Consider the following 13,984-nt stretch of genomic DNA (forward strand, 5'->3'; position numbering starts at 1 on the left):
ACCCGCCGCCCGGCGTCCACCCGAGCGCCGCCGCCCGTGTGAGGATGACCCACCGTGTCCTCCGCCGCACCGCCGTCGCGTCCGCCCGTCGACCCGCTCACCGTCGGCGTCCTCGCGCTCGCCGTCGCGTCGGTCTCGTCGTCGGCCCCGCTGATCGCCTTCGCGGCGGCACCGGCGCTGGCCGTGGCGTGCTGGCGGAACCTGCTCGCGGTCACCGTGCTCGCCCCGTTCACGCTGGCCCGTCGCCGGGCCGAACTGCGTGCCCTGACCGTGGGGGCGGGCCGACGCGAGGGCTGGTACTGCGTGTTGTCCGGGGTGGCGCTGGCCGCGCACTTCGCCACCTGGATGCCGAGCGCCCAGCTCACCTCGGTCGCGGCGGCCACCGCGCTGGGCGCCACCCAACCGGTCTGGCAGGGGTTGATCGCCAGGTGGCAGGGCCGGCGGTTGTCGTACCCCGTCTGGGTCGGCATCGGGGTGGCGGTGACCGGCGCGGTGCTGGCGACCGGCGCGGACGTCGGCGTCTCCGGCCGGGCCCTCGCCGGTGACCTGCTCGCGATCGTCGGCGGGATGTTCGCCGCCGTCTACACCGCGTTCGGCGAACGCGCCCGCGCCACCATCAGCACCACCACCTACACCACCATCTGCTACGGGGTGTGCGCGGCGATCCTGCTGCTGGTCTGCCTGGTCACCGGGGTACGGCTGCACGGCTGGGGCACCAGCACCTGGGTGGCGATCGTCGGGCTGGTGGCGGGGGCCCAACTGCTCGGCCACTCGATGTTCAACCACGCGCTGCGCCGGGTGTCGGCGACCACGATCAGCGTGCTGATCCTGCTGGAGGCCCCCGGGGCGGCGCTGATCGCCTGGGCCTGGCTGGGACAGTTGCCCCGCCCGTACGCGCTGCCCGGGTTGGCGCTGCTGCTCGCCGGGGTGGTCGTTGTGGTGCTCGGCGGTGCCCGTACGGGCCGGCGTGCCACCCCGGCCGCGCTGCCCGCCGACGCCGCCCCACCGGCACCCTGACCGCCTACCCGGCCACCAGGCCCGGTCGTCCGCCGCAGGTCCGTTCGTCGCTATTCCGCCCGAACGGCGGGCACGGGACCCGTCCGCACGTGAGAGTGCGGGGGGAGGTGGGGCGATGGCGGGGCGCAGCGCGGACGACGACGACCGCGGCGGCACCGTGGTCACCCCGTCGGCCGAGTTCCCGCCGCTGGAACCGGCGGAGTTGGACGCCCTGCGCCGGGTCGGCGCGCACTGGCGGGTCGGCGCGCCGCCCGCCCTGCCGGTCGACCCGACCCTGGACCGCTACCGGAACCGCCCCACCCCGGGCCGGTTCAGCCGGCTGGCCCCGATCGCGCTGTTCCGCCCGGCACCGGGGGCGCCGGCCGGGCGGGACGGGCTGGTCGCCGCCGAACGGGCCGACCAGCCGGACTCCCCCCTGGGCCGGCGGCTCGGCCGGCTCCGCCGGGTGCTCCTCGGCCCACCACTGGCCAGCGCCGCCGTGCTGCACGAGCGGATGCGCAAACTGGTGGCCCTGCCGGTGCTCTCCTCCGACCTGCTCAGCTCGGTCGCGTACGGGCCGGAGGCGTTGCTGACCGTGCTGGTGCTGGCCGGCAGCGGGGCGCTGGGCCTGGCGCTGCCCCTGTCGGCCGGGCTGGTGCTGCTGATGGTCGCCGTCGGGATCTCGTACCGGCAGACCATCCCGGCGTATCCGCACGGGGCCGGGTCGTACCTGGTGGCGGGGGACAACCTGGGGGTCGGCGCGGGGCTGACCGCCGCCGCCGGGCTGATGCTCGACTACGTGCTGACCGTGTCGGTGTCGATCGCGGCGGGCGTGCACGCGATCACCTCGGCGCTGCCGGGGCTGACGCCGTTCGCCGTGCCGCTCGGGGTGCTGGTGATCCTGCTGCTGCTCGCCGGCAACCTGCGCGGGGTACGCGCCGCCGGCAACCTGTTCGTCCTGCCCACGTACGCCTTCGTGGCCGCCGTGCTGGGGTTGCTCGTGGTCGGCTACCTGCGGGCGGCGGGCCGGGGGTTCGCGCCGGTGGCCCCGCCGGTGGTGCCGGCGACGGAGGGGCTGGGGCTGCTGCTGGTGCTGCGGGCGTTCGCCTCCGGGGCGGTGTCGATGACCGGCATCGAGGCGGTCTCCAACGCGGTGCCGGCGTTCCGTACGCCGGAGTGGCGCAACGCGCGCACCACGCTGGCCTGGATGGTGGCGATGCTGGTGGTCCTGTTCGCCGGGCTGACCCTGCTGATCCACCTGGCCGGCCTGGTGCCCCGCCCCGGCGAGACGCTGCTGTCCCAGCTCGCCCGGCTCACCTTCCCCACCGGCCCGTGGTACGCCGTCATCCAGGTGACCACCGCGCTGATCCTGCTGCTGGCCGCGAACACCGCGTTCAACGACTTTCCCCGGCTGCTGTTCTTCATGGCCCGCGCCGGTCACGCGCCCCGCCGCTTCCTGCACCTGGGCGACCGGCTGGCCTTCGGCAACGGCCTGGTCGCGCTGGCCGGGACGGCGGTCGTCGTGTTCGTGGCGTTCGGCGGCCACACCGAGAAGCTGATCCCGTTGTACGCGGTGGGGGTGTTCCTCGCCTTCACCCTGTCGCAGAGCGGCATGGTGGTGCACTGGCGGCGGCACCGGGGCGACGGCTGGCGGCGGCGGGCGCTGGTCAACGGGGTGGGCGCGGCCCTGTCCGGCCTGGTGCTGCTGACGGCGGCGGTGGCGAAGTTCACCGAGGGCGCGTGGGTGGTGGTGGTCGCGGTGCCGCTGCTGGTGCTGCTCTTCGACCGGATCCACCGGCACTACCGCACCCTGCACGCCGCCCTGGCCCTGCGCCCCCCGGACCGGGCCCCACCGCCCACGGCTCCCGGACCCGCCGCCGGGCCGCCCGGTGCGCCGGAGGGCCGGCCCGTCGAGGGCGAGGAACTGCCGCAGGAACTACGCCACCTGGTGGTGGTCCCGGTGGTACGCCTCAACCGCGCCTCGATGCGCGCCCTGGCGTACGCGGTGTCGCTGGGCCGGCCGACGCTGGCGGTGCACCTCGCCCCGGAGGACGCCGAGGCGGACCGGTTCCGGGAGCAGTGGCGGGCCTGGGGGGACCACGTCCGGCTGGAGACGATCGTCTCGCCGTACCGGGCGGTGGTCGGGCCGCTGGCGCACTACCTGGAGGCGCTGCACACCGCCGCGCCGGAGCTGGTGCTGACCGTGGTGGTGCCGGAGGTGGTGCTGCGCCGGCCGGGGCACCGCCTGCTGCACAGCCGTACCGGCCAACGGCTGCGCCGGGCCCTGCGCGCCCTGCCCGGCGTGGTGGTCACCACCGTCCCCGTCCACGTCCCCGACTGAGGGCGACCCGGCGGCGCAGGGCGGTCGCCGTCACGTCACGGTTCGCGGGCCGGCTGGGTGGCGGCGACTTCGATTACTGCCCATGCCCGATCATGCGCTCCTGCTCTCATGCGTCAGGATGAGGTCGACAAGGAGGAGCGGCGTCATCGCGGCCGCCCCGACGAATGCCGCCTGCCAGACCGGCAGATCCGCGATGAATCCGACAACGACCAGGATCAGCAGTGCCACTGGATACGCAACCCGCCCGTGACGCGCCATGACCCGACTGTAGCGACCGCCGGCACCTGCGAGCACGCCGCGAACAGGTCCCCGGCGGACCGTCGAGCAATGCGTCGCCGGGGCCGCCAAGGAGAACATCAGGATCGTGGAGATTCGTTGCCGCTCCAGCAGCAACAGATCTCCACAGAGCAGGGTGTCTCCGCAGGGCCTGCCCGTTTCGACGGTCGGGATCAGTCTGCCGGCACTGCCTTCACGTAGACGCCCTCGCCCTGGCGCCCCTCGACCAGGTCCCCGGTCTTGAGAACCAGCATTGCTCCCCGGATCGAGCCGTAGGACACGTCGTATTCGGCCTTCAGTTCGGTGGTGGACGGAAGTCTGTCCCCACGGCGAGTTGGCCGGTCCGGATCTGCTCGCAGATGGCATCCCGCGATGGCCATGCCGGTCCCGGGGCGCAGCAGTCGGTGTGGGGGGCCGGTCAGGCGGTGATGCCGACGGCGGCGGCGCTGGCGGCCCAGAGTCGCGCGGCAAGCGCCGGGTCGGCGGCGCGCGGCCAGGGCCGGCGCAGCCGCCGGTCGGCGTAGTAGCCGCCGTCGACCAGCCGGGACGCCGGCTGGTTGGCCAGCCAGACCAGCGTCTCCGCGCCCTTTTCCGGGCTGCGGAACGGCATCACCCGCATGCCGAGGGCGACCAGCCGGCTGTCCGCGCCGAACCGGGTCCGCACCACCCCCGGGTGGAACGAGTACGCCGGCACGTCGGGCCAGCGCCGGGCCGCCTCGGCGGCGAACAGGATGTTGGCCTGCTTGCTGGTGCCGTACGCGCGCATCGGCCGGTAGCGGCGCAGCGCGGCGTTGAGGTCGTCCGGGTCGAGGGTCCCGCTGCGGTGCGCGCCGGAGGCGGTCACCACCAGCCGGCCGACCCGGTCGACCAGCAGGTTGCTCAGCAGGAACGGGGCCAGGTGGTTGGCCTGGATCGACAGCTCGAACCCGTCGACCGTGGTGAGCGGCTGCAACACGATCGCCCCGGCGTTGTTCGCCAACACGTCGATCCGGTCGTACGCCGCCCGCAACCGCTCGGCGAGCCCGCGTACGTCGTCGAGCACGGCGAAGTCGGCGCGGAACAGTTCGGGGCGTTCGCCGGACGCCTCGCGTACCCGGTCACCGGCGGCCTGGAGGCGGGCCGGGTCCCGGCCGACCAGCGCCACCCGGTCGCCGCGCCGGGCCAGCGCCACCGCGGCGGCCAGACCGATGCCCGAACTGGCCCCGGTCACCACCACGGTCCGCCGCCCGGTGACGTCTTCCACAGGTCCATCCACCCCGGTCACGGCACGAGGTTACCGTGGCGTCACCACGCCCACGGGGGCCGTCGGGTTCTCGTCACGCGCGGGTGACCGGGTGGGCCGCCCAGGGTGCCCGGGGCGGCCCCACCGTTCAGTACGAGGTGCCGTAGCCGGTCGTCGACTCCTGGTTGGCCAACCAGACGAAGAAGACCACCATGGCGATGGTGGCCAGCACCGCGATGACGGTGGAGATCCACCCGACGACGATGCCGGCGGTGGCGAAGCCCGCGCCGCCCTCCCCCCGCTCCCGGATCTGCCGCCGGGCCACGTGACCGAGGATCGCGCCGATGAGGCCGATGTAGCCGCCGAGCCCGTAACCGCACAGCCCGATCGCGCCGATGATCGAGACGATCATCGAGGCGATGGCGAGGCCGTTCTGCGGTGCCGGGGGCTGGTAACCGCCGTAACCGGCGTACCCCATCGGCTGCGGGTAGCCGGGCTGAGGGTAGGCGGCAGCGGCGGCGTACGGGTCGACCGGGCCGGCCTGGGCGGGGATGTGCGGCGCGCCCGCGTACGGGTCGACCGGGGCGTACGGGTCCTTGCCGACCGGTGGGGCCGAGATCGGCGGGCCACTGGCCTGAAGTGTCGGGTCGGGCTGCTGGGCCGACCAGGCCGGGTCCGACCAGCCGTCGGAGGGCGGGGGATAGGTCATCTGATCTTCTCCGTCGCATGTAGGTGCGCCGTCAGGGTAGCCAGGACCGCACAGTGGCGAGGTCGGCCCCGTGGTGGCTCGTTGCCCCCGTCCGGTCGAGCGGGCAGGATGCCGGCATGGCTATCGACGCGCGTGGGGCCGACCGATCCGGCAGCCGACCGAGGCGGGACGTGAGCCGCCCCGGCCTGGCCCGGCGCACCCGCGCGACCACCGGCGGCAGCCAACCCGGCCAGGACGAGCCGGTGCCGCTGCCGGACCCGGTGACCATGCGGCTGGACGGCCGGGTCGCCCTGGTCACCGGCGCGGGCAGCGCCGACGGCATCGGGTACGCCACCGCCCGCCGACTGGCCGACCTGGGCGCCAGGGTGGCGATCGTCTCCACCACGCGGCGCATCCACGAGCGGGCCGGTGAGCTGGGCGTGACCGGTTTCGTCGCCGACCTGACCGACGAGTCCGAGGTCGGCGCGCTCGCCGACGCGGTCGCCGAACAGCTCGGCGACGTCGAGGTGCTGGTCAACAATGCCGGCCTGGCCAGCCGGGCCAGCCCCGAGGTGCTCCGCCCGGTGGCCCAGCTCAGCTACGACGAGTGGCGCGGCGAGATCGACCGGAACCTGACCACGGCGTTCCTGTGCAGCCGGGCCTTCATCAGCGGGATGGCCGAGCGGGGCTGGGGGCGGATCGTCAACCTCTCGGCCACCGCCGGGCCGGTCAACGCCCTGCCCACCGAGGCGGCGTACGCGGCGGCCAAGGCGGGGGTGGTCGGGCTGACCCGGGCCCTGGCGATGGAGATGATCGCCGACGGGGTGACGGTGAACGCGGTGGCTCCCGGCACCATCTACACGGCGGCCTCCACGATGGCGGAGATCAAGCAGGGGCTCGGCACCCCGGTCGGCCGGCCCGGCACCCCCGACGAGGTGGCCGCCGCGATCAGCTTCCTCTGCTCGCCCGCGGCGTCGTACATCACCGGGCAGATGCTGGTGGTCGACGGTGGCAACAGCGTCCGGGAGGCGCAGTTCCGCTGATCAGTAGCCGGTGCCGGTGCTGCTGCCGACGCCGGCCACCACGACCAGGGCGAGCCAGCCGCAGCAGACGAGCACCCCGATCGCGGTGAACGCGTAGCTGAGGACCAGGCCCCAGGTGGCGAGCTGGTCGCCGTCCTCGCCGGTGCGGCGGATCTGCCGTTTCGCCAGGTGGCCGAGGACGATGCCGGCCGGGGCGAAGACGATGGCGAACACCAGGGACAGGATCGCCAGCACGTTGGTCCCGCCGCCACCCGGTGGTCCGTACGGCCCGGGTGGCGGGTGGCCCCACTGCTGTTCGCCAGGCGGTCGCCCCCACGGCGGTGGCTGCTCCCACGCCGGTCCGCCGGGCGTCGGCTGCTCCCATCCGGGTGGCTGCTCCCACGCCGGTCCGCCCGGCGGCGTGACCGCCGGTTGTTCGCCCGCCGGCGGCCCGGTCCAGCCGGGTGACCCGGGCGGCGGGGCCGACCCGCCCGGCTGGCCACCACCGGGGGACTCACCGGTCGGACCGGACTCCGGCGGCCGTTCCCGGGCCGACGGTCCGGACGGCTGCGCCCAGGGTGACGGGTCGGATGGTCGGGTCCACGCCGACGGCTCGGGCTCCGTCGGGCTCCGCGGTCCGTCCGGCGGGACGGGCGCGGGCGGGGTGGCCGGCTCGTCGGGCGGCCGGTGGGGTGGCTCGTACGGTGAGGGTGGCTGCTCCGGCTCGCCCGGTGGCGTACTCACGGTGCCCGCCCTCCGCCGCAGGTCAGTGGCCTCTCTGTGGCGGACGCTACCGATGGGGGCGCGGCTTTTCTGCCGGTTGACGCCGGGTCACCTCGTCGGGGCGGGTCGGGGACCGGTCAGGGCAGCCGGGACAGGCCGCCGGCGGCCCGCTCGACGATCAGGCAGCGGTCCTCGACGTAGTCCATGCCGGCCGCTCCGGCGATCCGCCGCGCCTCGGCGGAGACGATGCCGAGCTGGAGCCAGACCGCCGGCGCGCCGATCGCCGCCGCCTGTCGTACCACCTCGACGGCGTCGCGGGCGGGGCGGAAGACGTTCACCAGGTCCACCGGGTGCGGAATGTCGGCGAGCGACGGGTAGGCCCGCTCACCGAACAACTCGTCCACGGTCGGGTTGACCGGAATGATCCGCCAGCCGTACCGCTGCATCTGCGCCGGCACCCGGTGCGCGGCCTTGCCCGGGTCGCGGGACGCGCCCACGACGGCGATCACGGCGGAGTCGGCGAGGAGCTGCTGTGCGGTCCGCATCCGCCGAGCCTAGCCCGACTCCGGGCGGGACCAGCCGGCTGCCGGGGCGGCGCGGGGGACCGGCGTTGCGTGCTTCCGCCCCCGACCGGCCCGCTCAGAGCAGGGCGAGCTGTTCGGGGGCGGGTGCGGACGGCGGGGCCGACCCGCGACGGGTGTCGCCGGGTTCGCTGCGGTGCAGGCCGTGCCGGCGGGCCGCGATCCGCACCCGGGCGGTCAGCTCCCGCTGGTACGCCTGCGGCGGGTAGGCCCCGGACCGGTACAGCTCGCGGTAGCGGGGGACCAGGTGCGGGAACTCCCGGCCCAGCCAGTGCGCGTACCACTGGCGGGCACCGGGGCGCAGGTGCAGCGCCAGCGGGGTGACGCCGGTGGCGCCGGCGGCGGCGATGGCCGCGAGGGTGGCGTCGATCGACGCGTCGTCGTCGCTGAGGCCGGGCAGGATCGGTGCCATCAGCACCCCCACCTCGAAACCGGCGTCGGTGAGCCGGCGGACCGCGTCGAGTCGGCGGCGTGGGCTCGGGGTGCCCGGCTCCACCGCCCGCCACAGGGCCTCGTCGACGAAGCCCACCGAGAACGACAGGCTGACCCGGGTGACCTCGGCGGCCTGACGCAGCAGCGGCAGGTCGCGCAGGATCAGGGTGCCCTTGGTGAGGATCGAGAACGGGTTGGCGAAGTCCCGCAGCGCCGTGATGATCGGCGGCAGCAGCCGGTAGCGGCCCTCGGCGCGCTGGTAGCAGTCGACGTTGGTGCCCATCGCGATGGGCGCGCCGCGCCAGCGCGGAGCGGCCAGCTCACGGCGGACCAGCTCCCCGGCGTTGACCTTGACGATCACCTTGCGGTCGAAGTCCGCGCCGGCGTCGAGGTCGAGGTAGGTGTGCGAGTTGCGGGCGAAGCAGTAGACGCAGGCGTGGGTGCAGCCCCGGTACGGGTTGATCGTCCAGCTGAACGGCACCTGCGACCCGCCCGGCACCCGGTTGATGATCGACTTGGCCTGCACCTCGTAGAAGGTCATGCCGGCGAAGTCGGGGGTGTCGAACGTGCGGGTGACCGCTCCGGGCAGCGCCAGCGGCAGGGGTGGCGTCGCTGGCGCTGCCCGGTCGGGACGCTCCTCGTCCGGGGGAGCGGAGAGGTGGTCCCAGCGCATGCCGTTCATTCGAACATGTGTGCGAGCGGGGCGCAAGTGAACCGCCGACGGCCGGACCGTGGGGCCCGACCGCCGGCGGCGGTGGTCAGTGCTGGTGGTTGGCGAGCTGCTTGCGCACGTCGTCCATGTCCAGGGCCTGGACCTGCTCGATCAGGTTCTCCAGGGCCGACTCGGGCAGCGCGCCGGGCTGGGCGAAGACGATCACGCCGTCCCGGATCGCCATGATCGTCGGGATCGAGCGGATGTCGAACTTGGCGCCCAGCTCCTGCTGCGCCTCGGTGTCGACCTTGCCGAAGGTGATGTCGGGGTGCTTCTCCGACGAGCGCTCGTAGACCGGGGCGAACCGCTTGCACGGGCCGCACCACTCGGCCCAGAAGTCGACCAGCACGATGCCGCTGCTCTCGGTCACCTCGTCGAAGTTGGCCGTGGTCAGCTCAACGGTTGCCATTGGACTCTCCGATCAGCGCGGATTGCTTTTTCCGTCCCGTAGAACCAGGTGGTACCCCGGCAAATTCCCGGGTGGGGCGCGCCGAAACCGGCCCACTCCGGAGCCCCGATCATGCTCATCGAGCTGCATCTGTCGATGCGCGTGTGCGGACTGCACTTGCACGACGCATTTGCGTGACGGCCCGTGATGGGAGCGTTTCCAGGGAGATCGCCGCCCGGAGCTGCGAACATGCGCCAACTTGTCGCCTGACAAGGTATGACTTCACCTGCGGAGATCGCTCTCTCGTTGATCATTAGTGACTCTGAGTATTGTTACGAAAAGATAAATGTGACCTCCGTCTCTGTTCGTTCATCGTCGTGGTGGGGCAGAATCTTCGACATCAGAGCGTGGGCGGCGGGTGCCGGGGAGGGCCCCGCCGCTCATTGCGTCTCCCCCCGGGTGGGCCCGGGAGTGACATTTCCCTGTCACCCGCCGCCCGGTGTCTCCTTAACCAGCGGTAAGGCGTGTCGAGTCGTACTCACCGCTGCCGGTCGACGGCGGAGCGCGGGCACCCCCGCCGCGACACCGGCGACCCGGCGGGCGCGGATCGCGCCGGGACCAGCCCGTCACCCGTCCGGCAGGCTTATGCTGACGGCGGAGGTCCTGATGAGCCACTCCCTCGCCGGAGAGCCGCCCTCTGCCGGACGGCGTGCCGCACCGCTGACCACCGCCGTCTACTCCGCCACCGAGTGGGACCTGCTCACCACCCTGCCCGGCCGGGTGCTGGTGGCCGCCGCCTCACCCGGCCCCGGTCGCCCGCCCCGCGACGTCACCGCCGGCCTCGTCGGCCTGGACGCCCTCGCCGCCGGCCGCGCCTCCGACAGTGACCTCGTCCGGGCCGTGGTCGCCGCGATCTACGCCCGGCACGACGGCGCGACCGCTGCGGTCGGCGGGCCCACCGGCCCGGCGGACCTGCCGCCGGCCTGCCGGGCCGCCGTCCGGGTGCTACGCCGACGGGCCGATCCCGCGGACTCCGCGGCGTACCGGCAGTGGGTGGAGTCGGTGGCGGTCCGGGTCTGCCGGACCGGCGTCCCCGACCCCACCGACCGGCGGTTCCTGGAACGCCTCGGCGACGCGTTGGGACTGCGCGGGCGGTGAGGCCGCCGCGGTCCGGCCCGGGGCGAACCGGGCGGGCGTCCCGGACGGCACCGGTCGGGGTGGCGTACGGGGACCCCGGCGGCGGCCGTACCCTCTTGGAACCGTGACCGAGGACCAGCTCGACGTGGGTGTCGGACCGTGGCCGGGCGACCCGCCGGACGACCCGCGCTACGACCCGGAGCTGCTCGCCGCCGGCGACCGGCGCAACGTGGTGGACCGCTACCGCTACTGGCGCAGGGAGGCCGTCGTGGCCGACCTGGACACCCGGCGGCACGACTTCCACGTGGCCATCGAGAACTGGCAGCACGACTTCAACATCGGCACGGTGGTCCGCAACGCCAACGCCTTCCTCGCCGCCGAGGTGCACATCGTCGGGCAGCGCCGGTGGAACCGGCGGGGCGCCATGGTCACCGACCGGTACCAGCACGTCCGGCACCATCCGACGATCGAGGAGTTCGTCGGCTGGGCCGCCGGGCGGGAGCTGCCGGTGGTCGGCATCGACAACCTGCCCGGTAGCCGGCCGTTGGAGACCACCACCCTGCCCCGGCGCTGCGTGCTGCTCTTCGGCCAGGAGGGGCCGGGGCTGTCCGCCGCCGCCCGCACCGCCTGCGACCAGCTCTTCTCGATCGCCCAGTACGGCTCGACCCGGTCGATCAACGCCGGGGTGGCCAGCGGTATCGCCATGCACGCCTGGGTACGCGCCCACGCCGCCGCCCCGCCCGCCTGACCCTTCCCGCCCGACCCGCACCCCACCACCGACCGCAGGAATTCGCGGCACGGGCGCTGAGGTGGGGAAAGGGGCGGCACGTCCGTGGCGGCGGCTTGACGCCGGGCACGTCGCCGGGCCACGGTGGGGATGTGAGTGTCGTGGTGAGTTGTCCGAGGTGTGCGGGTCAGGTACGCCCACCGGACCTGATGCACGGTGAGTCGCGGTGCGTCAGGTGTGGACCGGTGGCCCCGCTGCACGTGCCCGAGCACATCGACGCCGACATCGTGGCGAGCGTGGTGGACCGGGTGGCGGCCGAGAGCGATCCGCAGCGGCCCGCGCTGCCGCTGTGGTGCCCGTGGCCGCTCCCGTCGGGCTGGACCGTCACCGGGGTGGCCTGGGCCGGCGACGAGGCCGGTGGCGTCCGCGCCACGGCCGTCGCGTGCGCCGGGCCGGCGCCGCTCGGTGGTGGACCGGCCGAACTGGTCCTGGTGGCCGAGGAGCCGGGGGTGGGGCTGGGCACCCGGTTCGCCGGGGTGGCCGGCCCGGACCCTGGTCCAGAGTTGACGGAGGTGCTGGCCGGGCCCGGTCCCGGCCCTGGTCACCCCGAGCATGTCGAGCCGGCGCGGATCAGGGTCGGCGGCCATCCGACTCCACTGTGGTTAATCAATTCGGCAACGGATCGAAGCGCGTACGCCGGTGAGGCTCGGGGAATGTGGCTCCATGCGATAGCCTGGCCGGCGAGCGCGGGTCACCTCCTCGCGGAAGATGTCGTCCTGCACGACCTCACCGAGTGGACTCCGCCCGAGCTCGTGTACGGCGCTCCGTCCCCGTACCTGCACGGAGGGGCTTGACAGCCCTCCGGGCGAGTCGGAGATGGGACGCAGATATTCACGCTACGACATCATGCTGATACTCTGGGTGCCGCTGCGGTAAACGGACCCGGCGCCGCGCGAGAGGATGGCCCGCTATGGTCAAGAAGGTCCTCACCTGGGCCGGTATCGCATTCTTGATCTTCTTCGTTGCCTACCGGCCAAACTCGGCAGCGGACGTCTTCAAGTCGCTCGGCGGTGGCATCGTGGACATCGCCCAGGGCTTCGGCGACTTCTTCACGAGCCTCGTCGCCTAACCACCGATGGGCAGCCCCTCCGGACCCCCGTTCGACCCGGACGATCCCGGCCGGGACCGCCGGGAGCGGGACACCGAGCCGATCCCGAGGTACCGACCCGACGACGGGCCGGCCTACGGGTCCGGGGCGGGACCGACCGGCGGACCGTCCTTCTCGGACGACGCCGGCTACGGCGACGCCCCGGGATTCGGCGGGCAGGGGCGGACGTGGGTCCGCGATCCGGAGGCGGGCTACCAACAGCCGGTCATCTCCGAAGAGGAACTGGCCGGCCTGCGGTCCGACGCCCAGGGCATGACACCCCGCCGGGTGCTCCCCCTGGAGGACGAGCCCAGCTCCCTGGTCGCCCGCTACCTCTTCCCCACCGAGCGCTACCGGGGCGAGTGGAAGCGGCACTGGATCCACCTCGGCACCCCGATCGTCGTCGGGGTGGCGGCCACCTTCGTCCTCGGCTACCTCTCCGGCTTCCTCGCCGGGCAGGACGTCGGCGCCCTCACCACCATCGCGGTGCTGCTCTGGTTCGCGGTGATGGGCTGGGTCGCGTGGAAGGTCGCCGACTGGTGGTACGACCGGTTCATCCTGACCAACAAGCGGGTCATGGTGGTCAACGGCATCGTCACCCGCAAGGTCGCCATGATGCCGCTGGCCCGGGTCACCGACATGAAGTACGAACAGACCCCCACCGGCCGGGCCCTCAACTACGGCACCTTCGTGCTGGAGTCCGCGGGCCAGGAGCAGGCGCTGCGGGAGATCAAGAACCTGCCCAACCCGAACGAGCTCTACCTGCGGGTCGTCGAGGAGATGTACGAGCCGCAGGCGGTCGAGGCCCGGCTGGGCAAGGAGGCCGACGAGGCGAAGGCCGACGACGGCGCCTGAGAGTTTTCGTCCGTACGTCGGACGAACTGCCCACCTTTCGCCGTCGACCGGACCCTGTCCGGCGTGACAGCCTGCCAGGCGGGACGGGGTGCGGAGGTGAGCGGTGGCCGACCGGGATCCGCTGGAGGACGAGTTCCGCGACTTCGTCGCGGCGCGCTCCGGCGCCCTGCTGCGTACCGCGTACCTGCTCGCCGGCGACTGGGCCACCGCCGAGGACCTGCTCCAGACCGCGCTGACCAAGACGTACCTGGCCTGGCGGCGGTTGGGCGGGATCGAGGCGGTCGAGCCGTACGCCCGCCGGGTGATGGTCAACACGTCCACCAGTTGGTGGCGGCGTCGGTGGCACGGTGAACGCCCCACCGAGGTGCTGCCCGAGCGGGCCGGGGTGGACGAGATCGAGCAGCAGCTCGACCGGGACGCCCTCTGGCGGCACCTGCGGATGTTGCCGGCCCGACAGCGGGCGGTGCTGGTGCTGCGCTACTACGAGGACCTGTCGGAGGCCCAGACGGCGGCCCTGCTGGAGATCTCCCCCGGCACGGTGAAGAGCCAGACGTCGCGTGCCCTGAACACCCTGCGCCGCCGGCTCGCCGCCGAGGGGCTGCACGACCTCGCCGCCGACCCGACCGGCCGCCCCGCCCCGGCCGCCCCAGCCCGGCCGGCCACCACCGCCCGACCCTCCCTCGCCGCCCGTACGCCGTCGCCCGACCGGGCCACCGGCGGCACCCGGACACCCGCGC

17 protein-coding genes are annotated in these 13,984 nt (G+C 73.7%); 9 read left to right on the forward strand and 8 right to left on the reverse strand.

All coding sequences use genetic code 11. The features are described 5' to 3' along the window. Positions 1 to 54 precede the first annotated feature (54 nt). Together B5D80_RS28535 and B5D80_RS28540 are read left to right on the forward strand one after the other, a co-directional pair. A complete protein-coding gene (locus tag B5D80_RS28535) occupies positions 55 to 1,017 on the forward strand; it encodes a DMT family transporter (protein WP_088647030.1) in 963 nt (320 codons plus the stop codon). Between the two features lie 115 nt (positions 1,018 to 1,132). Beyond that, on the forward strand, positions 1,133 to 3,337 hold the full coding sequence (locus B5D80_RS28540; protein WP_088647031.1) for an APC family permease: 2,205 nt from the start codon (positions 1,133 to 1,135) through the stop codon (positions 3,335 to 3,337). A 90-nt stretch (positions 3,338 to 3,427) separates the two neighbouring features. On the opposite strand, the gene B5D80_RS28545 is transcribed toward B5D80_RS28540, so the two are convergent. The 4 genes from B5D80_RS28545 to B5D80_RS28560 all read right to left on the reverse strand — a co-directional run bounded on the left by B5D80_RS28545 (position 3,428) and on the right by B5D80_RS28560 (position 5,544). Then, positions 3,428 to 3,730 carry a hypothetical protein gene (locus B5D80_RS28545; RefSeq protein WP_088647032.1) on the reverse strand — a complete coding sequence of 101 codons (303 nt, stop codon included), beginning with the start codon at positions 3,728 to 3,730 and terminating at the stop codon, positions 3,428 to 3,430. Between the two features lie 56 nt (positions 3,731 to 3,786). Continuing rightward, positions 3,787 to 3,993 (reverse strand): GntR family transcriptional regulator, encoded by a 207-nt coding sequence (locus B5D80_RS28550; protein ID WP_088647033.1) that lies wholly within the window; start codon positions 3,991 to 3,993, stop codon positions 3,787 to 3,789. A gap of 38 nt (positions 3,994 to 4,031) precedes the next feature. Next, positions 4,032 to 4,856 (reverse strand): SDR family NAD(P)-dependent oxidoreductase, encoded by an 825-nt coding sequence (locus B5D80_RS28555; protein WP_088647034.1) that lies wholly within the window; start codon positions 4,854 to 4,856, stop codon positions 4,032 to 4,034. A 127-nt stretch (positions 4,857 to 4,983) separates the two neighbouring features. Beyond that, complete coding sequence (locus tag B5D80_RS28560) at positions 4,984 to 5,544, reverse strand: DUF4190 domain-containing protein (protein WP_088647035.1); 561 nt, start codon at positions 5,542 to 5,544, stop codon at positions 4,984 to 4,986. Positions 5,545 to 5,729: 185 nt separating this feature from the next. Between B5D80_RS28560 and B5D80_RS28565 the strand changes: the two genes are divergently transcribed. Beyond that, on the forward strand, positions 5,730 to 6,566 hold the full coding sequence (locus B5D80_RS28565; protein WP_194823078.1) for an SDR family NAD(P)-dependent oxidoreductase: 837 nt from the start codon (positions 5,730 to 5,732) through the stop codon (positions 6,564 to 6,566). Here the strand turns inward: B5D80_RS28565 and B5D80_RS28570 are convergent, their stop codons facing one another. The 4 genes from B5D80_RS28570 to trxA all read right to left on the reverse strand — a co-directional run bounded on the left by B5D80_RS28570 (position 6,567) and on the right by trxA (position 9,402). Beyond that, entirely contained in the window at positions 6,567 to 6,800 is a 234-nt protein-coding gene (locus B5D80_RS28570; protein ID WP_425437277.1) for a DUF4190 domain-containing protein, read from the reverse strand. Positions 6,801 to 7,405: 605 nt separating this feature from the next. Then, a complete protein-coding gene (locus B5D80_RS28575) occupies positions 7,406 to 7,813 on the reverse strand; it encodes a CoA-binding protein (protein WP_088647037.1) in 408 nt (135 codons plus the stop codon). A 94-nt stretch (positions 7,814 to 7,907) separates the two neighbouring features. Next, positions 7,908 to 8,954, reverse strand: coding sequence for an Rv2578c family radical SAM protein (locus tag B5D80_RS28580; RefSeq protein ID WP_088647044.1), 1,047 nt, complete (start codon positions 8,952 to 8,954; stop codon positions 7,908 to 7,910). An 85-nt stretch (positions 8,955 to 9,039) separates the two neighbouring features. Continuing rightward, complete coding sequence (gene trxA, locus B5D80_RS28585) at positions 9,040 to 9,402, reverse strand: thioredoxin (RefSeq protein ID WP_088647038.1); 363 nt, start codon at positions 9,400 to 9,402, stop codon at positions 9,040 to 9,042. A 645-nt stretch (positions 9,403 to 10,047) separates the two neighbouring features. Between trxA and B5D80_RS28590 the strand changes: the two genes are divergently transcribed. From B5D80_RS28590 to B5D80_RS28610, 6 genes are all read left to right on the forward strand, one after another. Continuing rightward, the gene (locus tag B5D80_RS28590; protein WP_088647045.1) at positions 10,048 to 10,539 is read left to right on the forward strand and encodes a hypothetical protein; all 492 of its coding nucleotides are present in this window, start codon (positions 10,048 to 10,050) and stop codon (positions 10,537 to 10,539) included. A 103-nt stretch (positions 10,540 to 10,642) separates the two neighbouring features. Next, positions 10,643 to 11,266, forward strand: coding sequence for a TrmH family RNA methyltransferase (locus tag B5D80_RS28595; protein WP_088647039.1), 624 nt, complete (start codon positions 10,643 to 10,645; stop codon positions 11,264 to 11,266). 143 nt (positions 11,267 to 11,409) lie between these two features. Beyond that, on the forward strand, positions 11,410 to 12,099 hold the full coding sequence (locus B5D80_RS28600) for a DUF6758 family protein (protein ID WP_342747143.1): 690 nt from the start codon (positions 11,410 to 11,412) through the stop codon (positions 12,097 to 12,099). Between the two features lie 116 nt (positions 12,100 to 12,215). Then, positions 12,216 to 12,374 (forward strand): hypothetical protein, encoded by a 159-nt coding sequence (locus tag B5D80_RS33775; protein WP_165942702.1) that lies wholly within the window; start codon positions 12,216 to 12,218, stop codon positions 12,372 to 12,374. A 6-nt stretch (positions 12,375 to 12,380) separates the two neighbouring features. Next, positions 12,381 to 13,247: a PH domain-containing protein gene (locus B5D80_RS28605; protein WP_088647041.1), complete on the forward strand. Its 867-nt coding sequence runs from the start codon at positions 12,381 to 12,383 to the stop codon at positions 13,245 to 13,247. Positions 13,248 to 13,350: 103 nt separating this feature from the next. Continuing rightward, on the forward strand, positions 13,351 to 13,984 hold a 634-nt coding region (locus B5D80_RS28610; protein WP_245855041.1), incomplete at its 3' end, for a SigE family RNA polymerase sigma factor.

This window comes from Micromonospora wenchangensis, assembly GCF_002210435.1.
In the GTDB taxonomy this organism is placed as follows: Bacteria; Actinomycetota; Actinomycetes; order Mycobacteriales; family Micromonosporaceae; genus Micromonospora; species Micromonospora wenchangensis.